The organism is Pseudomonas sp. GD03944, assembly GCF_029839275.1.
Classification (GTDB): Bacteria; Pseudomonadota; Gammaproteobacteria; order Pseudomonadales; family Pseudomonadaceae; genus Aquipseudomonas.
In genome coordinates this window covers 1-22,273 of record NZ_JAOCAH010000004.1, presented here as the reverse complement: position 1 = coordinate 22,273, position 22,273 = coordinate 1, and the positions used below count along the sequence as shown (strand labels likewise).

Below are 22,273 nucleotides of genomic sequence, written 5' to 3'. Positions count from 1 at the left end.
AGAAAGGCGGGTTAATTAGCTTTTATATATCGACATGTAATTTTCAAACTAAGTGCTTATAACAGCACACTTAATATGAATAACCGACAGAACTAAGAAGCCCACTTCTTCTCGCTTCAAGCAATTACGACGCCCCTTTCTTTGTTGTAGTTCACTCGACCCGATCGTCAAGCCGTTAACGGAAACTGTCGCGTTGCGGCGGGCTGTTGTCAGCGTTTCAGGATGCCCGGGTCAAAGCACCTGACTGAGCGGCACATGCAACTTGTGGGTGAGGGCCTCTACCGCATCCCGGGCCGATGGGGTGACATGGCCGCTTTCCAGCGCCAGCACCTGGTAGATGCCGCGGCGCAGCATGTCCTGGCTGAGGTCGGCCGCCGCGCCGCGGGTGGTGCACAGGAAGCGCACCCAGGAAGTCATGATGATCCAGGCATTCAGTGTCAGTGCCTCGATCTGCCCCGGGGTCATGCGCAGGATGTCGGCGTCGACGAAGCCCTGGTAGATGCGCTGGGCGTTTTCCAGGCAGCGCTGGGAGAACAGCCGGTAGCGCTCGGCCAGCTGCGCATCGCTTTCCAGCAGGTGCTCCAGGTCGCGGTGCAGGCAGCGGTAATGCCACATGGCGGCCAGCAGCGCCTCCAGGTAGAAGGTCTTGTCCTCGATGGTCAAGGCACGGTCCTGCGGCACCTGCAGAAACCCGTCGACATGCCCTTCGTAACGGCTGAACAGCTCGGCGATGATCGCCTGCTTGTTGCGGAAGTAGTAGTAGAGGTTGCCTGGGGAAATCCCCAGGTGCGCGGCGATGTGGTTGGTGGTGACGCTGCGCTCCCCCTGGGCATTGAACAGCTCCAGGCTGGCCTGAATGATCCGCTCACGGGTTTTCTGGGGAGGCGCCATACGCAACTCGATCTCGACTCGGCTCAAGGAAGAACGCCCGACGGGCGCCCGCCAAAGGTACACGCGCAGACGGCCAAGGTGTTACCCAACCTTGCGCCAGAGCCTCGCGCCCACTTTTCGATGGGGTGCGGCCCAGGCCATACCGCGGCATGCTATTTGACACATTAGAGTAATTGCTCTAAAAATCCAGCAACCCCACGAAAACCGCGGCGTCCCCCTTTGGACCGAGCGGATTTCCCGCTGGACTGCCGAGGAGCCCGCCATGGTCGCCGACATCGCTTTTCTGGAACAAAGCCTGCAACAGAACCGACTCCAGCTCAGCCAGCTGGAACAGACCTTCGGTGCACAGCGCCAGGCCTTCCAGGCCAACCCGATGCCTTCTGCCGAACAGCGCCGGGAATGGCTCAAGGCCCTGCGCGAGCTGCTGAGCAGCGAGCGCGATGCGTTGATCCAGGCAATTTCCAAAGACTTCAGCAACCGCTCCGCCGACGAGACCCTGCTCGCCGAGCTGATGCCCAGCCTGCACGGCATCCACTACGCCAGCAAACGCCTGGGCAAATGGATGAAACCGTCGCGGCGCAGCGTGGGCATGCAGTTCATGCCGGCCTCGGCCAAGGTGATCTACCAGCCGCTCGGGGTCGTCGGGGTGATCGTGCCGTGGAACTACCCGCTGTTCCTCGCCATCGGCCCGCTGACTGGCGCCCTGGCCGCCGGCAACCGGGTGATGATCAAGATGAGCGAATCGACCCCGGCCACCTCGCAACTGGTCAAGGACCTGCTGGCGCGCATCTTTCCGGAGGACCTGGTCAGCGTGGTGCTCGGCGAAGCGGAAGTCGGCATGGCCTTCTCCAAGCTACCCTTCGACCACCTGCTGTTCACCGGCGCCACCAGCATCGGCAAGCATGTGATGCGCGCCGCCGCCGAGAACCTGACCCCGGTGACCCTGGAACTGGGCGGCAAGTCGCCGGCCATCGTTTCCAAGGATGTGCCGCTGCAGGACGCCGCCGAGCGCATCGCCTTCGGCAAGACCCTGAACGCCGGGCAGACCTGCGTCGCTCCGGACTACGTGCTGGTGCCCCACGACCGGGTCGACGGCTTCGTCGAGGCGTACCGCAGCGCGGTGCTGAACTTCTACCCGCAGCTCAAGGACAACCCCGATTACACGGCGATCATCAACGAGCGCCAGCAGAGTCGCCTGGACGGCTACGTCAGTGACGCGCAGAGCAAGGGCGCGACCCTCGTGCCGCTGTTCAGCGAGGCCCAGGGCCGACGCATGCCCCACAGCGTGCTGCTGAATGTCAGCGATGAGATGAAGGTCATGCAGGACGAAATCTTCGGCCCGCTGCTGCCCATCGTGCCCTACACCCGCATCGAAGACGCCTTCGCCTACATCAACCAGCGCCCCCGGCCGTTGGCGTTGTACTACTTCGGTTACGACAAGGGTGAGCAGCAGCGCGTGCTGCACGAAACCCACTCCGGCGGCGTGTGCCTGAACGACACCCTGCTGCACGTGGCCCAGGACGACATGCCCTTCGGCGGCGTCGGCCCCTCAGGCATGGGGCACTACCACGGCCACGAAGGGTTCCTGACCTTCAGCAAGGCCAAGGGCGTGTTCATCAAGCAGCGCTTCAACGCCGCCCGCCTGATCTACCCGCCGTACAACAAGGCCCTGCTGAAACTGGTCTACAAGCTGTTCGTGCGCTGACCCCGCCGTACGCCGTGAGCCCGCCCTGGCCGGGGTGAGGCTCACGGCACCCCCTGCAACAATCGCCCACGCGGCGCTGGTGATAATAAAAATGATCGACACCACCGTTGGACCCGCGAACCTGTCGCGGCGCAGCCTGCTCAAGGTCGGCCTGGTCGGCTCGGCCTTCCTCGCCACCGCCGGCGTGACCGCCACGCTCAGCGGCTGCTCGGCGAGCCACCCGCACACCGGCATGCTGATCCTGCGCAGCAGTGACCTGCCGTTCCTGCGTGCCCTGATCCCGGTGCTGCTCGAAGGCGCCGTGGCGCCGGAGAACATGCCCAAGGCGGTGGAGGACACCATCGCCAGCCTCGACTACAGCCTCAGCCACCTGTCGCCGGAGATGCTCAAGCTCACCGTGCAACTGTTCGACGTGCTGTCCATGCCGATCACCCGCGGCCCGCTGACCGGCATCTGGGGCAGCTGGGAAAACGCCTCGCACGACGATATCCAGGCCTTCCTCGACCGCTGGCAGAACAGTTACCTCGACCTGCTGAAAATGGGCCACGCCTCGCTGCTGCAACTGGTGATGATGAGCTGGTACAGCCGACCGGAGTCCTGGGCGCACTGCGGCTACCCCGGCCCGCCTACGGTCTGACGGCTGGCTGCGCGTCAGCCAGGCGTCGTTGCAGGTGCGCTCAGCCTCGAATGCAGCGCAATCACAAGAAAGAGAGCCTTGAAATGCCTGTACCCGATAGCTTCAAAGAAGGCCTGGCCCGGGGTTGGAAGACCCACGATGGCTCACGCCTGGACAAGAACCTGACCCTCGAGGCCGACGTGGCGATCGTCGGCAGCGGGGCCGGAGGCGGCACCACGGCGGAAATTCTCAGCGCCGCCGGGTTCAAGGTGCTGCTGATCGAAGAAGGCCCGCTCAAAACCAGCAGCGACTTCAAGATGCTCGAAGACAAGGCCTACGCCACCCTGTACCAGGAAGGCATCGGTCGCATGAGCAAGGACGGCGCCATCACCATCATGCAGGGCCGCGCGGTCGGCGGCTCGACCCTCATCAACTGGACCTCGAGCTTTCGTACCCCCGACCCGACCCTGGAGCACTGGGCCAAGGAGCATGGGGTCAAGGGCCACAGCCCGGCCGAGATGGCGCCCTGGTTCGAGCGCATGGAGCAGCGCCTGGGCGTCGCCCCCTGGGCCATCCCGCCCAACCCGAACAACGACGTGATCCGCAACGGCTGCGAGGCGCTCGGCTATCACTGGAAGGTGATTCCGCGCAACGTGCGCGGCTGCTGGAACCTCGGCTACTGCGGCATGGGTTGCCCGACCAACGCCAAACAATCGATGCTGGTCACCACCATCCCCGCGACCCTGGAAAAAGGCGGGGAGCTGCTATACCTCGCCCGCGCCGACAAGCTGCTGATCGAGGGCGACAAGGTGGTCGGCCTGCAGTGCCTGGGCATGGATGAACGCTGCGTGGCGCCCAACGGCCACACCATCACGGTCAAGGCCCGGCACTACGTGCTGTCCGGCGGCGGCATCAATACACCGGGGCTGCTGCTGCGCTCCGACGCACCCGACCCCTACCAGCGCACCGGCAAACGCACCTACCTGCACCTGGTGAATTTCTCCGCGGCGCAGTTCGAGCAGGTGATCAACCCGTTCCACGGCGCGCCGCAGTCGGTCTACACCGATCACTTCCAATGGGACGACGGCACCGCCGGACGCCTCTCCTACAAACTGGAAGTGCCACCCCTGCAGCCAGCCCTGACCGCCACCCTGCTCGGCCGTTTCGGCATCGACAACGCCCTGCGCATGGAACAGTTGCCTCACACCAACGTGATGCTGGCGCTGCTGCGCGACGGCTTCCACCCGGACAGCGCCGAAGGCAGGGTGGAGCTGCGCGGCGACGGCAGCCCGGTGCTCGATTACCAGATGACCGACTACACCTGGGACGGGGTCAAACGGGCCTTCCACAGCATGGCCGAGATCCAGCTCGCCGCCGGCGCCAAGGCGGTGATGCCGCTGCACGCCGACGCCGACTACGTGAAGACTGCCGCCGAGGCCAAGGCACTGATCGACGGCCTCGACCTGTCGCTGTACCGCACGCGCCTGGGCAGTGCCCATGTGATGGGCGGCTGCGCCATGGGTGAAGACCCGCAGCAGGCGGTGACCGACAGCCTGGGGCGGCACCATCAGCTCAGCAACCTGTCGATCCACGACGGCTCGCTGTTTCCCACCAGCATCGGCGCCAACCCGCAGCTGTCGGTGTATGGCCTCACCGCCAAGCTGGCCACCGCACTGGCCGACCGCCTGGCCTGAGCGGAGGACACGACCGTGACGAGCAAACTCATCGCCGGACTGCTGATCGTCGCCGGCATCATCCACCTGCTGCCCCTCAGCGGCGTGCTCGGTGCCGAACGCCTGGCCACCCTCTATGGGCTGTCGTTCGACGAACCGAACACACTGATCCTGATGCGCAGCCGCGCGGTGCTGTTCGGCCTGCTCGGCGCGCTGCTGATCTACGCCGCGTTCCGCCCGCTGTTGCAGCCCGTGGCCTTCGCCGGCGGCCTGATCAGCGTGCTGTCGTTCCTCTACGTGGCCTGGGCCAGCCCCGGCTACAACGACGCCATACGCCGGGTGGTGATCGCCGACTGGGTGGCCCTGGGTTGTCTGCTGCTGGCCCTTGTGCTGTATGCCATCGACCACGCCGAACGGTGAAACGTCAGCTCGACTTGGCCGCCGGGGATCGCTGCGCTACCATCCGACTCCCTTTCGATCCGCCAGGACGTCACGATGAATCGAGTGTTATACCCAGGCACCTTCGACCCCATCACCAAGGGCCATGGAGACTTGGTCGAACGCGCCGCGCGTCTGTTCGACAGCGTGATCATCGCGGTAGCCGCCAGCCCCAAGAAAAACCCCCTGTTCTCCCTGGAGCAGCGCGTCGAACTGGCCCGTGAAGTCACCAAGCACCTGCCGAACGTCGAAGTGGTCGGGTTCTCCACGCTGCTGGCGCACTTCGCCAAGGAGCAAGGAGCCAATGTCTTCCTGCGCGGCCTGCGCGCGGTGTCGGACTTCGAATACGAATTCCAGCTGGCCAACATGAACCGCCAACTGGCGCCGGACGTGGAAAGCCTGTTCCTCACGCCGTCGGAGAAATACTCCTTCATCTCCTCGACGCTGGTGCGTGAAATCGCCGCACTGGGCGGCGACATCTCGCAGTTCGTCCACCCTGCCGTGGCCAGCGCCCTGACCGAGCGCTTCAAACGCTGACACCGCCTCCAGCCTGAGCATTCCCACTGGCCGGGCTGGCCAGCGGCATGGCGCCTGCCCTGACAATCCGGCACAATTCGCCTAGCGTTGTCTGCCCATGTTTGTAAGATGCCGTGGTGACTCACCGCGGCAGGAGCGTTTAGTTCATGTCCCTGATCATCACCGACGATTGCATCAACTGCGACGTCTGCGAGCCTGAGTGCCCGAATGCGGCGATTTCCCAAGGTGAGGAGATCTACGTGATCGACCCCAACCTGTGCACCGAATGCGTGGGCCACTACGATGAGCCGCAGTGCCAGCAGGTGTGCCCGGTCGACTGCATCCCGCTCGATGAAAACCGCGTCGAGACCAAGGACCAACTGATGCAGAAGTACATGAAAATCACCGGAAAGGCCTGACGCCGGTGACCCTCGGGCGTCGTTTCACCCGCTGGCGAGCGATCGCCGGCTCGCTGTTCTTGCTGCTCGCCCTCGACGCCCACGCCGTCGAACACCCTGGCCGCTCGGCCATCGCCACTGCCCACCCCGCCGCCACCGTTGCCGGCCAGGAAACCCTGGCCCTGGGCGGCAATGCCTTCGATGCGGCCGTGGCCATCAGCGCAGCCCTGGCAGTCGTCGAACCCTATGGCTCGGGCATCGGTGGTGGCGGCTTCTTCCTGCTGCGTGAGGCCGGCGACACGCCCACCTACCGCTTCATCGACGCCCGCGAGCGCGCACCGCTGAAGGCCCACGCCGACCTCTACCGGCGCGATGGCGAGGTGCAGAAACACCTGTCCCTGAACGGCGCCCTGGCGGCGGCAATCCCCGGCCTGCCCGCCGCCCTGGTCGACCTGGCCCAGCGTTTCGGTCGCCTGCCGCTGCGCGATTCCCTGGCTCCGGCGATTCGCCTGGCCCGGGACGGCGTCGGCATCGACCGCGTGTACCGGGAACGGGCGCGATGGCGCCTCGATGCCCTGCGCGATGACCCGGAAAGCGCACGCATCTTCCTCGACGACGGCGAGATTCCCGACGAATTCGGCCTGCTGCGCCAACCCGACCTGGCGCGCACCCTGGAACGCCTGGCCCGCGACGGCCACGCCGGGTTCTATGGCGGCGAAACCGCCGAGAAACTGGTGATGGGCGTGCAGGCGGCCGGCGGCATCTGGACCCTGCGCGACCTGCGTGAGTACCGCATCGTCGAGCGCGCGCCGTTGCAGGTCGAGCTGGCCGACCAACGCCAGTTGATCAGCGCTCCGCCGCCCTCGGCCGGCGGCCTGATCCTGGCTCAGAGCCTGCTGACCCTGCAGCACCTGCCCTGGCGCGAGGCCGATGCGGTGCAGCGCACCCACTACGTCGCGGAAACCCTGCGCCGCGCCTACCGCGACCGGGGTCTGCTGGGCGACCCGGACTTTGTAGCCAACCCGCTGGACAGGTTGCTCGCGCCGGCCTACCTGCACGCGTTCCGCCAGGGCATCCAGGCCGACAGGGCCACCCCGAGCGCCAGCCTGCCACCGGCCGGCACCTGGCACGAAGGCGACCACACCACCCACTTCTCGGTGCTGGATGCCGAGGGCAACGCCGTGGCGGCCACCCTGTCGATCAACCTGCCGTTCGGCGCGGCCTTCACCGTGCCGGGCACCGGCGTGCTGCTGAATGATGAAATGGATGATTTCGCCGCCGATGTACAGGGCAGCAACGCCTATGGCCTGGCTGGCAGCCACGCCAACGCCATCGCCGCCGGCAAGCGACCGCTGTCGAGCATGAGCCCGACCTTCATCGAAAGCCCGAGTGAATTCACCAGTTTCGGCACGCCGGGCGGCAGCCGCATCCCGAGCATGGTGCTGCTGTCCATTCTCGAGTACCTGGACGGCCAGCCCGTGGCCCGTTGGCCCGCCGTGGCGCGCTACCACCACCAGTTCCTGCCCGACGTGATCGAGCACGAGCCGGGCACCTTCAGCCCGGCGCAGGCGGCAGCCTTGCAGGCCCGTGGCCATCAGCTCAAGCTGGTGGACCGGCAGTACGGCAACCAGCAGGTGCTGTACTGGCAGAAGCAGAAACAGCAGGTCGAGGCCGCCAGCGACCCGCGGGGCATTGGCACCAGCGCGGTATCGCCCGCGCCGTGACCCACCCTCAGGGGAGCTGAATCAGGCTCCCCTCGTCGCCCGCCAGGTGGCGCAGCTCGCGGAACAGCGGCTGTTCCGCCCCCAGCATCAGCACGTTGCGCAGGCTCTGAAAGATGCGGCTGACATACCCCAAGTCATTCATCAGCGAGCTGGTCTGCAGGCCATCCAGTCCGCCGCTGCGCACCGCGGCGAACAGGCGCTGGCGGAATTGACCGTCGAAATCCGCCGCCTGGCCGTCGAGCCAGCGCAGGCGCTGCTGCCAGGCTTCTTCGGGCAGCTCTGAACGCGCCAGCTCACGCAACTCATGCAGGGTCGACAGCAGGTGGCGACGTAGGTCCTGGTAGGCATCGCGCACCGGCGATGGCGGCGTATCGAGGTAATGCCCAAGGTTCTTCTGCAGGTGCTTGGCATCCTTGACCGCGTCCACCAGTTGCAGCGCCGCCAGTTGGCAACTGACCCAGAACTGCTGGTGCGCCTCGTCCATGGGCTGCTCCATGCGCCCCATGAAGCTCAGCAGGTCGCCGTACACACCCTTGATGTGCTGGCGGTACAGGTACTCGGCATCCACCCCGTCGCGGACCGGCCGGGCCTGCAGCACGGCTTCGTCGGCCTTGGCCCGGTCCAGTTGGTCCACCGGCAGGTACAGCGCATGGCAGATCACCTCCAGGCTCAGGCGGCCGAGGTGATTGAGCTCCTGCACCACGGCGCCGGACGCGGCTTCCACCGAATCCAGCGCCCGTTCATTGAGGTAACGCGCCCGGGTGGGCTCGGGCGCTTGCGCCACCGTAGGCGCCAGTTCGGCGATCAGCACCGTCGGCTCGCGGCGCTCCGGCAGCCAGCGGATCAGGTAGCGCGCCAGCCGCCCCTGCCAGGGCCAGAACAGCGCCACGCCCATGGCGTTGAACAGGGTGTGGAACATCGCCAGCTGGATCAGGCTGTTGTCACCCAGTCCCAGCGGCTCGGCCAGGGCGTGCACCAGCCAGGCCAGGGGTTCGAGCAGGGTGAAGGCCAGCACACCGGTGAGCACGTTGAACAGCACGTGGGCCAGCGCCAGTCGCTGGCCGCTGCGGTTGCCGCCCAGGGAACCGACGAAGGCGGTGGTGACGCTGCTGCCGATGTTCGAGCCGATGGCGATGGCCAGGCTCTGCCCCAGTTCCAGCTGGCCGCCGGCCAGGGCCGCCAGGGTCAGCATCAGCGTGGCGTGACTGGACTGCAGCACCACGGTAATCAGCATGCCGATGCCGGTGAACAGCAGCGCGCCCATCACGCCGTCTGCCTGCAACGCACTCATGTCCAGGCCGTCGCCGAAGCTGGCGAAGCCGTCCTTGATCTGGTCGATACCCAGGAAGATGAAGGCGATGCCCAGCACGATGCGCCCGGCCGCCTTGCTCTTGGCCCCGAAGAAGCCAGCCAGCACGCCGAACACCAGCAGCGGCAGCGCCAGGGGGCTGAGGCTGAGGTTCTGCCCGGCCAGCGCCAGCAACCAGATGCCGCTGGTGGCGCCCAGGTTGGCGCCGAACAGGATGGCGATACCGCCCGCCAGCTGGATCAGGCCGGTGCTGATGAAGGCGATGGTGAGCAGCGACACCAGGGTGCTGGATTGCAGCAGCAGGGTGCCGCCCACGCCAAACAGCAGGCTCTTGAACGGCGTCGCGGTGCTGCGCGCCAGCACCTGTTCCAGCTTGCTGCCGGCCAGTTGCCGCAGGCCCTCTTCCAGGCACTGCATGCCGAACAGGAACATCGCCAGGCCACCGCAGAGCTGCAGCCAGCCGGCACTCAGCCAGAAGGAGGCGACCAGTCCCAGGGTCACCACCAGCAGGGTCATCGTACGCAGGTATTTCATTGCCACCGTGTCCTTTTAGCGGGGCTCAAAGCAAACGGCCCCTCGCCCGGTTGGGGGCGAAGGGCCGTCGTGAAGCGGATACGGGCGGTATCAGTCCTGCTTGTAGCCGCTCGAGGTGCAGCCCAGGCAGCGCACGAAGGCCTCGCGGCCCGGCTCGACGACCAGCGCCTGGCCGGCTTCGCCGACGTTACCGCCCAATGCGGTGAACGGCAGGCTGACCACGAAGGCGGCAGCGCCGATCACGGTGGCACCGATCAGCAGCGGACGGGCGATCAGCAGGTCGCCGATCATCGCGTAGCCCTTCGGTGCATTGACGGTGTAGACAGGGTCACCGCTGGTGTTCTGCTGAACCACTTCAGCCTGCGCCGGCAGCGCCAGCAGGCCAGAGGTCAGCGCCAGGACAGCAGCGATTGAGCGAAACAGTTTCATGGGGCGATCCTTCAGCTATTAGGAGGCAGTTGTTAGGAGGCAGTGAACCTAACTATAACAGTGCTCTGGCAATTGTCAGCGTGACGGCCGTCAATCGCCATGAAAGGCGTACTCCGGCTTTTTCGGGATAAATGGCCGGTAGAACGCCAGGATTTCCCGCAGATCGGCCGCCTCGTCCCCGGTGGGCCAGAAGGCCGGGCCGATCACCACGCGCCGATTCTGGAAGTCCAGCGCCCCCAGCACGATGGGCACGCCCGCCCCACGGGCGATGTGGTAGAAGCCCATTTTCCAGCGCTCGACCTTCTTGCGCGTGCCTTCCGGCGACAGCACCAGGATGAATTGCCGGTGCTCGTGGAAGGCCTGGATCGCCTGGTCCACGGTGTTGCGCTGCTGGTCGCGGCGAATGGCGATGCCGCCCCAGCGGCGCAGCAGCGAGCCGAAGGGCCCTTGGAAGATCGTGTGCTTGCCGAACCAGCGGGCATTGAGGCGCAGCACGAATTTCACCGCGAGAAAGATCACGAAATCCCAGTTGGAGGTGTGGTGCGCGCCGATGGCCACGAACTTGTCGAGCCGGGGCAGTTCGCCCTCGATGCGCCAGCCCATGGCCTTCAGCACAGTGCGCCCGACCCACTCGGTCAGCGGGCTGCGGGGCAGGTAGTTACCGGACATCGAACACCCTCGGTATTTTCTTGTTGTTGTATCGGACGTTCCAGGCGCTCAGCGCTGGCAGCGCGGGCAGTACACGCTGGCGCGCTGGCCCAGTTTCACTTCACGCAGGGTGCTGCCGCACACCTTGCAGAACTCTCCGCCCCGGCCGTAGACGAACAGCTCCTGCTGGAAGTAGCCCGGCAGGCCATCGCCACCGACGAAGTCGCGCAGGGTGGTGCCGCCGCGCTCGATGGCATGGGCCAGGATGCGTTTGATCTCCAGCGCCAGGCGCAGGTAACGCGCCCGGGAGACGGAGCTGGCCTCGCGGCGCGGGTCGATACCGGCGGCGAACAGCGCTTCGGTGGCGTAGATGTTGCCGACCCCGACCACCACGGCGTTGTCCATGATGAACGGTTTGATCGCCATGGAACGGCCGCGGGACAGCTGAAACAGCCGCTCGCCATCGAACAGGGCGGTCAGCGGCTCCGGCCCCAGCTTGCTGAGCAGCTCGTGCTGCAGCGGGTCGGCGCTCCAGAGCAGCGCACCGAAACGGCGCGGGTCGGTGTAGCGCAGGGACAGCCCGGACTCCAGCTCGATGTCCACGTGCTCGTGCTTGGCCGCCGGCAGGCCGCATTCGACCAGGCGCAGGCTGCCGGACATGCCCAGGTGGCTGATCAGGCTGCCGGTCTCGGCCTTGATCAGCAGGTACTTGGCCCGGCGCGACACGCCCTCGATACGCTGCCCGGACAGGCGGATATCGAGGTCTTCGGGAATCGGCCAGCGCAGGCGGCGCTCACGCACCACCACACGGCTGACGCGCTGGCCTTCCAGGTAGGGGGCAATGCCCCGGCGGGTGGTTTCGACTTCTGGCAATTCGGGCATGGACGGTCAATCGGTTGCAACGGCGGGCCGCCACATTAGCAGGATTGCCCGGGAGCGACGAGCCAGCCGCTAGGCGGCGCCCAGCTCGCGAATGCTCTCGCGCAGGTTCTCGAAGTCGTAGTCGGACAGGCCCACGTATTCCAGCACCCGCTGCTCGATGCTCTGCCATTCGTGGTCTTCGGGCTGGTTACCGAGGATGCGGTGGCTTTCACAGATGTGCTCGGCCATTTTCAGGATCGCCAGCAGGGTCTTGAGCTGGGCGTCCCCGGCCTCGTCGCTGAAGATCGACAGGGCATTGTGGTGGCTGGCGATGGCCTCGCACAGGTGCAGCGGCAGGTTCCAGGACTTGGCCGTGAAGTAACCGACCACCGCGTGGTTGGTGTTGAGCAGGCGGTTTTCCGTGTCCACCACCCGGTTCTCGGCGCTGGCGCTGTAGTAGGCCTCTTCCAGGACGACCATGTAGTTGGGGAAGCGCTTGACCATCAGCGGGATGCCGCAATTGTGGAACAGGCCCAGGGTGTAGGCCTCGTCCGGCGAGTGGTAGCCGATGCGCTTGGCCAGGGTCAGGCAGGTCATGGCCACGTCCTGGGCGGTGTCCCAGAAGCGGTTGAGGGTGACGATCGCCTCGTCGCTCAGCTCGCCCTTGATCGACTGGGCGTTGATCAGGTTGATCACCGTGTCGCAGCCCAGCAGGTTCACCGCCTGCTGGATCGAGGCGATACGGTTGGTCAGGCCGAAGAACGGCGAATTGACGATCTTCAGCAGCGCACCGGACAACCCCGGGTCCTGGCTGATCAGCCGGGCGATGACCTTCAGGTCCGGGTTAGGCATGACCTGCTCCATCTGCAGGTCGACCATGATCTGCGGCTGCGGCGGCACGCTGATGCCCTGCAGGGCTTTCTGAATCTGTTCGGGGGAAACGTGCTTGGACATGGCGATCGAGGCGTGAACGGGGTGGAGCCGGGAGTCTAACCCGAGCGCCGGGGGCCTTGCTGTCATTCCTTTGTCTGAACTTTCAGGCCCTGCCCGGTCGGACCTATAACAGTCCGCGGATAACGAGGATCACCATGACACAGTCCCTGAAAGGCAAACGCATCGCCCTGCTGGTCACCGATGGCTTCGAGCAGGTCGAACTCACCGAACCCAAGAAGGCGTTGGAACAGGCCGGCGCCACGGCGGATATCCTGGCGAACAAGGCCGGCCAGGTCCGTGGCTGGCACCACGACAAGCCAGGCGACCTGTTCGAGGTGAGCAAGACCTTCGAGCAGGCCCGTATCGAGGATTATGACGCCCTGGTGCTGCCCGGTGGCGTGTTCAATTCCGACCAGATACGCAGCGTTCCCGAGGCCCAGGCTCTGGTCAAGGCGGCGGCCAAGGCCCACATGACCATCGCCGTGATCTGCCACGGCGCCTGGCTGCTGGTATCGGCCGACCTGGTCAAGGACCGGACCCTGACCAGCTGGAGCTCGCTGAAGGACGACATCGTCAACGCCGGCGGCTACTGGATCGACAAGGAAGTGGTCAAGGACGGCACGCTGATCAGCAGCCGCAAGCCGGATGACCTCCCGGCCTTCAACAAGGAGCTGATCGAATCCCTCGCGGCCTGAGTATTCGCCACGCGGGGCCGCCGTTCGGGCAGGCGACTGGGCTATAATCCCGCTCTTTTTCCCGGAGAGTCCCCATGTCCCTGCCCAGCTTGCGCCTGAAAGCCAATGCCGATCGACGCCTGCGCGCCGGCCACCTGTGGGTCTACAGCAACGAGATCGACGTCGCCGCCACCCCGCTGAACGGCTTCGTCCCCGGCGCCCAGGCCGTGCTCGAAGCCGCCGGCGGCAAGCCGCTGGGCATCGTCGCCGTCAGCCCGAACAACCTGATCTGCGCCCGCCTGCTGTCGCGTGACGTCAAGCACGTGCTGGACAAATCCCTGCTGGTGCACCGCCTGAACGTGGCCCTGAGCCTGCGCGAACGGCTGTTCGACCAGCCCTGCTACCGCCTGGTGTACGGCGACTCCGACCTGCTGCCGGGCCTGGTGGTCGACCGTTTCTTCGACATCCTGGTGGTGCAACTGGCCTCGGCCACCATGGAGCAGCACAAGGACGACGTGCTCGCCGCCCTGGTCCAGGTGCTCAAGCCCCGCGGCATCCTGCTCAAGAACGATTCGGCCGCTCGTGACGCCGAAGGCCTGGAGCGTTACGTCGACACGCCGTTCGGCCTGGTGCCGGAGTGGGTCGCCCTGGAAGAGAACGGCGTGAAGTTCGAAGCGCCGGTGATCGAAGGTCAGAAGACCGGCTGGTTCTATGACCACCGCATGAACCGCGCGCGCCTGGCGCCCTACGTCAAGGGCAAGCGTGTGCTCGACCTGTTCAGCTACATCGGCGGCTGGGGGGTGCAGGCCGCGGCCTTCGGCGCCAGCGACGTGATGTGCGTGGACGCTTCCGGCTTCGCCCTCGACGGCGTGGAGCGCAACGCCGCCCTGAACGGCCTGACCGACCAGGTCGCCTGCGTCGAAGGCGATGTGTTCGAAGCCCTCAAGCAGCTCAAGGCCGCCGAAGAGCGCTTCGACGTGATCGTGGCCGACCCGCCTGCCTTCATCAAGCGCAAGAAGGACATCAAGAACGGCGAGGCCGCCTACCGCCGCCTCAACGAAACCGCCATGCGCCTGCTGAACAAGGACGGCATCCTGTTCAGCGCCAGTTGCTCCATGCACCTGGAAGAAGACAACCTGCAGAACATCCTGCTGACCAGCGCCCGCCACCTGGACCGCAACATCCAGCTGCTCGAGCGCGGCGCCCAGGGCCCGGACCATCCGGTGCACCCGGCCATCATCGAGACCCGCTACATCAAGAGCCTGACGGTCCGCCTGCTGCCCAACAGCTGATGACCGACGCCGGTGCGCCCTGCTGCGGGCGCACCGGCAACGGCCGCGCTCCACCCGCCGGTCGCACCTCGCCTTCGCACCGAATCACACCCCATTGCTACCGGGTTGCACCGCTCAGGTGCGTGTCGACCGGTGCCTCTTTCCCACCCAGTGTTACCCCCGCCCACACCCGCGCCCCTGCACGAATCCACGCCTTGACTAGACTCAAGCGGCACGGCAGAGCCGTTGCCGGTGTTTTTCTCCAGGGCTGGCGTGCTTATTGCTCTTGGCTATTCGATAACAACCGCTGGCACGCACCGCAAGACGGTTGAGGGGACAGTCAGGCCGCGCCACAAGCGAGCGCCTGTTTGATGGGAAGTTGGGGAGGGTTATGGCTGATCAGGCTGGGGACAAACCGTTCCTGCAATTCACCAATGTGAAAAAGACCTACGACCACAAGAGTCTGGTGGTCAAGAACTTCAACCTGGACGTCGCCAAGGGGGAGTTCATCACCCTGCTCGGCCCCTCCGGCTCGGGCAAGACCACCTGCCTGATGATGCTCGCCGGCTTCGAGGACGTGACCAGCGGCGAGATCCTCATCAACGGCCGTTCGGTCACCAGCATCGCGCCCTACGACCGCAACATCGGCATGGTTTTCCAGCAGTACGCGCTGTTCCCACACATGACCATACGCGAGAACCTCGCCTACCCCCTGAAGATCCGCAAACTGCCCAAGGACCAGATCCGCGCCAAGGTCGAGGAATACCTGGCCCTGGTCGAGCTGCAGGCCTTTGGCGGCCGCTACCCCGGGCAGTTGTCCGGCGGCCAGCGCCAGCGCGTGGCCCTGGCCCGTGCGCTGATCTTCGCCCCGGACATCGTGCTGATGGACGAACCCCTCGGCGCCCTCGACAAGAAACTGCGCGAGCAGATGCAGTTCGAGATCAAGCGCCTGCATGACCAGCTCGGCTTCACGGTGATCTACGTCACCCACGACCAGACCGAAGCCCTGACCATGAGCGACCGCATTGCCGTGTTCAACAACGGCGTGGTCCAGCAATGCGCGCCACCCCACGTGCTCTACGAGCGCCCGGCCAACCTGTTCGTGGCCGATTTCATCGGCGAGAGCAACAAACTCGCCGGCACCATCGAATCGGTCGACGACGACACCGTGTCGGTGCGCCTGAGCGACGGCGTGCTGGTCAGTTGCCTGAAGGCCAACTGCACCGAAGCTGGCTTGCCCACCACCGTGTCGGTGCGCCCGGAAAAGCTCACCTTCACCGGTCGCCTGGGCGCCACCGGCAACCAGGTCAAGGCACGCTTCATCACCCGCCACTACGTGGGCGAATACATCCGCTACCACTTCGAAACCGCCGACGGCACCGAACTGGTGGTGAAGAACCTGAACGACAGTTCAGCCCCGCAATTCAGCGCCAGGGATGAGGTCACCCTGGCCTGGCTGCCCGAAGACAGCCAGGCCCTGGACCGGCCCGTCGTCACCACGACGCCTTAACACCACCACAACAACAGGAATGGAGCACAGCAATGGCTAGATCACTGACCACCCGCTTTTCCACCCTCGCACTGGCTGCGGCGCTGGGCACGGCGCCCTTCGCCGCCAGCGCGGCGGACAGCCTGACCGTCGTGTCATGGGGCGGCTCCTACGGTGCGGCGCAGAAGAAACACGTTGTCGATCCCTACCAGAAGGACACCGGGGTCAAGGTGCTGTTCGAGGACTACTCCGGCGGCGTGGCCGAGATCAAGGCTCAGGTCGAGTCCGGCAACATCCAGTGGGACGTGGTCGACTTCGAGGTGATCGACCTCGAACGCGCCTGCTCCGAAGGCCTGCTGGAAACCCTCGACCACAGCGTTCTGCCAGCCGGCATCGACGGCGTCCCGGCCGACAAGGATTTCATCCCCGAAGCCCTGGCCAGCGAGTGCGCGGTCGGCAACATCGTCTGGTCGGTGGTGTTCGCCTACAACCAGAAAACCATCGGCGACACCAAGGCCGCGAGCATCGAAGACTTCTTCGACACCGCCAAGATCCCGGGCAAGCGTGCCATGCGCAAACGCCCGCAGGTGAACATGGAGTGGGCCCTGATGGCCGATGGCGTAGCGCCTGAGGACGTCTATGAAGTCCTGGCCACGCCGGAAGGCCAGCAGCGCGCCTTCGACAAACTGGCCAGCATCAAGAAGGACATCGTCTGGTTCGACTCCTGGTCCCAGGCACCGCAACTGCTGAACGACGGTGGCGCGGTACTGGTGCAGTCGGCCAACGGCCGCTTCTACGACGCCATCGTGCAGGAGAAAAAGCCCTTCGAAATCGTCTGGGACGGCCACGTCTATGACCTCGACGCCTGGGCCATCGTGAAGGGCTCGAAGAAAAAAGACCTGGCCATGGAGTTCATCAAGTACGCCACGGGCTCCAAGCCGCTGGCCGGCATGCCGGACGTCGCCTACGGCCCGACCCGCAAGTCGTCCATGCCGCTGGCCGACCAGACCGCCACGCCGCACCTGCCGACCGCCCACCTCGACAAGGGCATCCAGGCCGGCTCCGAGTTCTGGGCCGACTACGGCGAGTCGCTGGGCGAGAAGTTCAACGAGTGGCTGCTGAAGTAACTCAGAGCGGCCCCTTTCCGCGGGGAGAGGGGCTTGATGCTCGACTGAAGGTATCCACCCCGTAGGGTGGGTTAGGCGCAGGAAGCGGAGCGGTCGGTAAACGCTATACCCGCTGCGCCGTAACCCACCAGATGAGGCGCACCTGATCCCGCTCGGTGGGTTACGCCGCGCCCAGACACCCTGGCGCCAGTTGGCTCGGTGGTCCGCGCGGCTAACCCACCCTACAACGCACCGGAGAAGCAGTTTGTCATCCCTGACCACCCACGAAGCCGGCCAGGCCGCCAGCGCCCGCCGCAAAAAACGCCTCACCGCCTTTCTGTTCGTGGTGCCGTTGCTGGCGTTCATCCTGCTGACCTTCGTCGCCCCGATCGGCAGCATGTTGTGGCGCAGCGTGCACCACCCGACCGTGGCCGAGATGATTCCGCTGACCCTGGCCGAGCTCAAGCGCTGGGAAGATCACAAGCAACTGCCGGACGAACAGACCCTGCAGGTCTTCGTCAGCGAACTGCATGGGCTCAACGAGCAGCGCCTGTCCGGCAAGCTCTCCGAGGAGTTCAACCGCGCCTATACGGGCATGTCCAGCGTGGTCAAATCCACGGCACGCCGGGTCGGCCGGCTGGAAACCGACGAGCTGCCGGCCAAGGGCGTCGAGACCCTGCTCGCCGCGCACCGCAACTGGGAAAAGCCTGAACTCTGGTACGCCATCCAGCGCGCGGGCCAGGTCTACACCTACGATTACTACCTGACGGCCCTGGACCTGGAACTGCACCCCGAAGAGGGGCTTCAGGTGCGCCAGGACACGCAGATCTACCTGCAGCTCTACAGCAAGACGCTGAGCATGGCCCTGGTCATCACCCTGCTCTGCGCAGTGCTGGGCTACCCGCTGTCCTACTACCTGGCCAGCCTGCCGGAGAACCGCGCCAACCTGCTGCTGGTGCTGGTGCTGCTGCCCTTCTGGACGTCCCTGCTGGTGCGCACCACGGCCTGGATCGCGCTGCTGCAGACCAACGGCGTGATCAACTCGTTCCTGCTCAGCCTGGGCCTGATCGGCCAGCCGTTCGAGATGCTCTACACCTCGTTCGCCACGGTGGTGGCGATGACCCACATCCTGCTGCCGTTCATGGTGTTGCCGCTGTACAGCGTGATGCGTGGCATCGACCCCAGCTACCTGCGCGCGGCGCTGTCCCTGGGGGCACGGCCGATCCCGGCGTTCGCCCGTATCTACTTCCCCATGACCCTGCCGGGCCTCAGTGCCGGTGCGCTGCTGGTGTTCATCATCTCGGTCGGCTACTACATCACCCCGGCCCTGGTCGGCGGCACCGACGGGCAGATGATCAGCAACATCATCGCCTTCCACATGCAGCGCTCGAACAACTGGGAACTGGCCGCCGCACTGGGTTCGCTGCTGCTGGCGCTGATCCTGCTGCTCTATTGGGTGTACGACCGCTTCGTCGGCGCCAGCAACATCAAACTGGGATGAGTCAACGATGAAATTGCCCAGCTACTACGGCTTCTGGCACCGCCTCGGCAACTGGCTGCTCAAGACCAGCTCCTGGCTGGTGCTGCTGTTCCTGATCCTGCCGATCCTGGTCATCGTGCCGCTGTCGTTCAACGCCGAGCCGTTCTTCAGCTTCACCGAAGGCATGCTCACCCTGCAGCCCGAGGCCTACTCGCTGCGCTGGTACCGGGAAATCTTCAGCGACCCGAAATGGGTCCTGGCGATCCAGAACAGCTTCTTCATCGGCATCTTCGCCACCCTGCTGGCCACGGTGCTCGGCACCTGCGCCGCCGTCGGCCTGGCCCGCGACGAGATGCCGTTCCGCCGGCTGATCACCGCCCTGCTGCTATCGCCGATGATCGTCCCGCTGATCATCACCGCCGCCGGCATGTTCTTCTTCTACTCGGACCTGGGCCTGGCCGGTAACTACCTGGGCGTGATCCTGGCGCACGCCGCCCTGGGCACGCCCTTCGTGATCATCACCGTGACCGCGACCCTGAGCGGCTTCGACTACTCCCTGGCCCGCGCCGCGCTGAACCTGGGCGCCACGCCGATCCGGGTATTCTTCGACATCATCATGCCGCTGATCCGCCCCGGGGTGATCTCCGGTGCGCTGTTCGCCTTCATCACCTCGTTCGACGAAGTGGTGGTGATCCTGTTCATGGCGGGCCCGCAGCAACGCACCATTCCCCGGCAGATGTTCTCGGGCCTGCGCGAGCAGATCAACCCGAGCATCCTGGCCATCGCCACCCTGCTGATCCTGGTGTCCATCGCCCTGCTGGTCACCATCGAGCTGCTGCGCCGCCGCTCCGAACGCCTGCGCGGCATCGAGATTCCCACCTGACACGGCGCCCTGCCATCGTCTCGCGCTTTCGTCCATACGCTGCCTGGGGATAGAATCGACCCATTCCTGCCCCACCCCAGGCGGATTCGTGAGCCGGCCGAGCCAGCGGTGATCCCGCCCAGCCACCGGCCTTCAAGCCCGGCAAACCGCCATTTGCGTTTGCCAGCGGCGTGCAGCGCGCTCACCATACCCATACAGCGGGTCGAAACCCGCCACCTGAATAGCCTCAGCAGGACCGACCGCCATGCCTGATTACCGTTCGAAAACCTCCACCCACGGCCGCAACATGGCCGGTGCCCGCGCCCTGTGGCGTGCCACCGGGATGAAGGACGAGGACTTCAAGAAGCCGATCATCGCCATCGCCAACTCCTTCACCCAGTTCGTGCCCGGCCACGTGCACCTGAAGGACCTGGGCCAGCTGGTCGCCCGCGAGATCGAGAAACACGGCGGCGTGGCCAAGGAATTCAACACCATCGCCGTCGACGACGGCATCGCCATGGGCCACGACGGCATGCTCTATTCGCTGCCGAGCCGCGAGATCATCGCCGACTCCGTGGAGTACATGGTCAACGCCCACTGCGCCGACGCCATCGTCTGCATCTCCAACTGCGACAAGATCACCCCCGGCATGCTGATGGCCGCCCTGCGCCTGAACATCCCGGTGATCTTCGTCTCCGGCGGCCCGATGGAAGCCGGCAAGACCAAGCTGGCCAGCCATGGCCTGGACCTGGTCGACGCCATGGTCATCGCCGCCGACTCCAGCGCCTCCGACGAGAAAGTCGCCGAATACGAGCGCAGCGCCTGCCCGACCTGCGGCAGCTGCTCCGGCATGTTCACCGCCAACTCGATGAACTGCCTGGTCGAAGCCCTGGGCCTGGCGCTGCCGGGCAACGGTTCGACCCTGGCCACCCACGCCGACCGTGAACAGCTGTTCCTGCAGGCCGGCCGCACCATCGTCGAGCTGTGCAAACGCTACTACGGCGAAGGCGACGCCAACGTCCTGCCGCGCAACATTGCCAGCTTCAAGGCCTTCGAGAACGCCATGACCCTGGACATCGCCATGGGCGGCTCGACCAACACCATCCTGCACCTGCTGGCCGCGGCCCAGGAAGCCGAGGTCGATTTCGACCTGCGCGACATCGATCGCCTGTCGCGCAAGGTGCCGCAGCTGTGCAAGGTCGCGCCGAACATCCAGAAATACCACATGGAAGACGTGCACCGCGCCGGCGGCATCGTCAGCATCCTCGGCGAACTGGCGCGCGGCGGCCTGCTGCACACCGAACTGCCGACCGTGCACAGCCGCAGCCTGGAAGAAGCCATCGCCAAGTGGGACATCACCCAGACCGACGACGAGGCCGTGCACCATTTCTTCAAGGCCGGCCCGGCGGGTATCCCGACCCAGACCGCGTTCAGCCAGTCGACCCGCTGGGACACCCTGGACGACGACCGCCAGAACGGCTGCATCCGCAGTGTCGAACACGCCTATTCCAAGGAAGGCGGCCTGGCCGTGCTGTACGGCAACATCGCCCTGGACGGCTGCGTGGTGAAGACCGCCGGCGTGGATGAATCCATCCACGTGTTCGAAGGCAACGCCAAGATCTTCGAGAGCCAGGACAGCGCGGTGCGCGGCATCCTCGCCGACGAAGTGAAGGAAGGCGACATCGTCATCATCCGCTACGAGGGCCCGAAAGGCGGCCCGGGCATGCAGGAAATGCTCTACCCGACCTCCTACCTGAAGTCCAAGGGCCTGGGCAAAGCCTGCGCCCTGCTGACCGACGGTCGCTTCTCCGGCGGCACCAGCGGCCTGTCCATCGGCCATGCCTCGCCGGAAGCTGCAGCGGGCGGCGCCATCGGCCTGGTGCAGGACGGCGACAAGGTGCTGATCGACATCCCCAACCGCTCGATCAACCTGCTGGTCAGCGACGAAGAGCTGGCGGCCCGCCGTGTGGAACAGGACAAGAAAGGCTGGAAGCCGGTCGAGAAGCGTCCACGCAAGGTGACCACCGCCCTGAAGGCCTACGCCCTGCTCGCCACCAGCGCCGACAAGGGCGCGGTACGCGACAAGGCGCTGCTGGACGGCTGATCGCCCGACCGCACCGTTCGCAAAGCCCGGCCCTGTGCCGGGCTTTGCGTTTCTGGCGCGGCAAAGGGCCTGCGACGGCATGCTACCGTCCCGGGTATCGCGTTGCTCAACCCAGGCTACGGCCTTGTGCGGGAGAACCATGAAAATTGGCCTGATCGCCGACACCCACAACCTGCTGCGCCCCGAAGCGTTGGCTGCGCTGCAAGGCTGTGATCACCTGATCCATGCTGGCGACATCGGCGGCCCGCAGATTCTGGCGGAGCTGGAGCGCATTGCCCCGCTGTCGGTGGTCCGTGGCAACAACGACCAGGACACCTGGGCCGACACCATCCCCGAGAACCTGACGCTGCGTTTCGAGGGCGTCACCCTGTACGTGCTGCACGACCTCAAGCAACTGAGCATCGACCCCAAAGCTTCAGGTATCGACGTGGTGATTGCCGGGCACTCGCACAAACCGCTGAAGGAAACCCGCGACGGCGTGCTCTACCTGAACCCCGGAAGCGCCGGCCCGCGACGCTTCAAGCTGCCGATCAGCGTGGCCCAGCTGCATATCGACGGTGACGCGGTGCGGTTCGAGCTGGTCCCGTTGGAGGTCTGATGCAGGGCACTGGC

At 65.5% G+C, this 22,273-nt stretch carries 21 protein-coding genes; 15 read left to right on the top strand and 6 right to left on the bottom strand.

Annotation, left to right across the window (positions count from 1 at the left end):
* Nucleotides 1–231: 231 nt before the first annotated feature.
* The gene (locus N5C28_RS08365) at nt 232–891 is read right to left on the bottom strand and encodes a TetR/AcrR family transcriptional regulator (protein ID WP_279821584.1); all 660 of its coding nucleotides are present in this window, start codon (nt 889–891) and stop codon (nt 232–234) included.
* A gap of 262 nt (nt 892–1,153) precedes the next feature.
* Between N5C28_RS08365 and N5C28_RS08360 the strand changes: the two genes are divergently transcribed.
* The 7 genes from N5C28_RS08360 to ggt all read left to right on the top strand — a co-directional run bounded on the left by N5C28_RS08360 (nt 1,154) and on the right by ggt (nt 7,961).
* Nucleotides 1,154–2,596 carry a coniferyl aldehyde dehydrogenase gene (locus N5C28_RS08360; protein WP_279821583.1) on the top strand — a complete coding sequence of 481 codons (1,443 nt, stop codon included), beginning with the start codon at nt 1,154–1,156 and terminating at the stop codon, nt 2,594–2,596.
* 91 nt (nt 2,597–2,687) lie between these two features.
* Nucleotides 2,688–3,233 carry a twin-arginine translocation pathway signal protein gene (locus N5C28_RS08355; RefSeq protein WP_279821582.1) on the top strand — a complete coding sequence of 182 codons (546 nt, stop codon included), beginning with the start codon at nt 2,688–2,690 and terminating at the stop codon, nt 3,231–3,233.
* An 83-nt stretch (nt 3,234–3,316) separates the two neighbouring features.
* Nucleotides 3,317–4,906, top strand: a complete 1,590-nt coding sequence (locus tag N5C28_RS08350) for a GMC family oxidoreductase (RefSeq protein ID WP_279821581.1) — start codon at nt 3,317–3,319, stop codon at nt 4,904–4,906.
* 15 nt (nt 4,907–4,921) lie between these two features.
* The gene (locus tag N5C28_RS08345) at nt 4,922–5,305 is read left to right on the top strand and encodes a phosphopantetheine adenylyltransferase (RefSeq protein WP_279821580.1); all 384 of its coding nucleotides are present in this window, start codon (nt 4,922–4,924) and stop codon (nt 5,303–5,305) included.
* 75 nt (nt 5,306–5,380) lie between these two features.
* A complete protein-coding gene (coaD, locus tag N5C28_RS08340; RefSeq protein WP_279821579.1) occupies nt 5,381–5,860 on the top strand; it encodes a pantetheine-phosphate adenylyltransferase in 480 nt (159 codons plus the stop codon).
* Nucleotides 5,861–6,006: 146 nt separating this feature from the next.
* On the top strand, nt 6,007–6,258 hold the full coding sequence (locus N5C28_RS08335) for a YfhL family 4Fe-4S dicluster ferredoxin (RefSeq protein WP_279821578.1): 252 nt from the start codon (nt 6,007–6,009) through the stop codon (nt 6,256–6,258).
* Between the two features lie 41 nt (nt 6,259–6,299).
* Entirely contained in the window at nt 6,300–7,961 is a 1,662-nt protein-coding gene (ggt, locus tag N5C28_RS08330) for a gamma-glutamyltransferase (RefSeq protein WP_279821890.1), read from the top strand.
* 7 nt (nt 7,962–7,968) lie between these two features.
* Here the strand turns inward: ggt and N5C28_RS08325 are convergent, their stop codons facing one another.
* From N5C28_RS08325 to N5C28_RS08305, 5 genes are all read right to left on the bottom strand, one after another.
* Nucleotides 7,969–9,804 (bottom strand): Na/Pi symporter, encoded by a 1,836-nt coding sequence (locus N5C28_RS08325; RefSeq protein ID WP_279821577.1) that lies wholly within the window; start codon nt 9,802–9,804, stop codon nt 7,969–7,971.
* A gap of 90 nt (nt 9,805–9,894) precedes the next feature.
* Nucleotides 9,895–10,233: a multidrug transporter gene (locus N5C28_RS08320; RefSeq protein ID WP_279821575.1), complete on the bottom strand. Its 339-nt coding sequence runs from the start codon at nt 10,231–10,233 to the stop codon at nt 9,895–9,897.
* A gap of 90 nt (nt 10,234–10,323) precedes the next feature.
* On the bottom strand, nt 10,324–10,902 hold the full coding sequence (locus N5C28_RS08315) for a lysophospholipid acyltransferase family protein (protein ID WP_279821573.1): 579 nt from the start codon (nt 10,900–10,902) through the stop codon (nt 10,324–10,326).
* Between the two features lie 48 nt (nt 10,903–10,950).
* Nucleotides 10,951–11,763, bottom strand: a complete 813-nt coding sequence (mutM, locus tag N5C28_RS08310) for a bifunctional DNA-formamidopyrimidine glycosylase/DNA-(apurinic or apyrimidinic site) lyase (RefSeq protein WP_279821571.1) — start codon at nt 11,761–11,763, stop codon at nt 10,951–10,953.
* A 69-nt stretch (nt 11,764–11,832) separates the two neighbouring features.
* A complete protein-coding gene (locus tag N5C28_RS08305) occupies nt 11,833–12,642 on the bottom strand; it encodes an HDOD domain-containing protein (RefSeq protein WP_279821889.1) in 810 nt (269 codons plus the stop codon).
* A 188-nt stretch (nt 12,643–12,830) separates the two neighbouring features.
* On the opposite strand from N5C28_RS08305, the gene N5C28_RS08300 reads away from it, so the two are divergent.
* From N5C28_RS08300 to N5C28_RS08265, 8 genes are all read left to right on the top strand, one after another.
* Nucleotides 12,831–13,370 (top strand): type 1 glutamine amidotransferase, encoded by a 540-nt coding sequence (locus tag N5C28_RS08300; protein WP_279821569.1) that lies wholly within the window; start codon nt 12,831–12,833, stop codon nt 13,368–13,370.
* A 74-nt stretch (nt 13,371–13,444) separates the two neighbouring features.
* Complete coding sequence (locus N5C28_RS08295; RefSeq protein ID WP_279821568.1) at nt 13,445–14,641, top strand: class I SAM-dependent rRNA methyltransferase; 1,197 nt, start codon at nt 13,445–13,447, stop codon at nt 14,639–14,641.
* Between the two features lie 370 nt (nt 14,642–15,011).
* Nucleotides 15,012–16,130, top strand: a complete 1,119-nt coding sequence (locus N5C28_RS08290) for an ABC transporter ATP-binding protein (RefSeq protein ID WP_279821566.1) — start codon at nt 15,012–15,014, stop codon at nt 16,128–16,130.
* Between the two features lie 32 nt (nt 16,131–16,162).
* A complete protein-coding gene (locus tag N5C28_RS08285; protein ID WP_279821564.1) occupies nt 16,163–17,236 on the top strand; it encodes an ABC transporter substrate-binding protein in 1,074 nt (357 codons plus the stop codon).
* A 244-nt stretch (nt 17,237–17,480) separates the two neighbouring features.
* On the top strand, nt 17,481–18,716 hold the full coding sequence (locus N5C28_RS08280; RefSeq protein WP_279821563.1) for an ABC transporter permease: 1,236 nt from the start codon (nt 17,481–17,483) through the stop codon (nt 18,714–18,716).
* 7 nt (nt 18,717–18,723) lie between these two features.
* Nucleotides 18,724–19,578 carry an ABC transporter permease gene (locus tag N5C28_RS08275; RefSeq protein WP_279821561.1) on the top strand — a complete coding sequence of 285 codons (855 nt, stop codon included), beginning with the start codon at nt 18,724–18,726 and terminating at the stop codon, nt 19,576–19,578.
* A 244-nt stretch (nt 19,579–19,822) separates the two neighbouring features.
* Nucleotides 19,823–21,661, top strand: coding sequence for a dihydroxy-acid dehydratase (ilvD, locus tag N5C28_RS08270; protein WP_279821559.1), 1,839 nt, complete (start codon nt 19,823–19,825; stop codon nt 21,659–21,661).
* 139 nt (nt 21,662–21,800) lie between these two features.
* Complete coding sequence (locus tag N5C28_RS08265) at nt 21,801–22,259, top strand: metallophosphoesterase family protein (RefSeq protein WP_279821557.1); 459 nt, start codon at nt 21,801–21,803, stop codon at nt 22,257–22,259.
* Nucleotides 22,260–22,273: the final 14 nt, after the last annotated feature.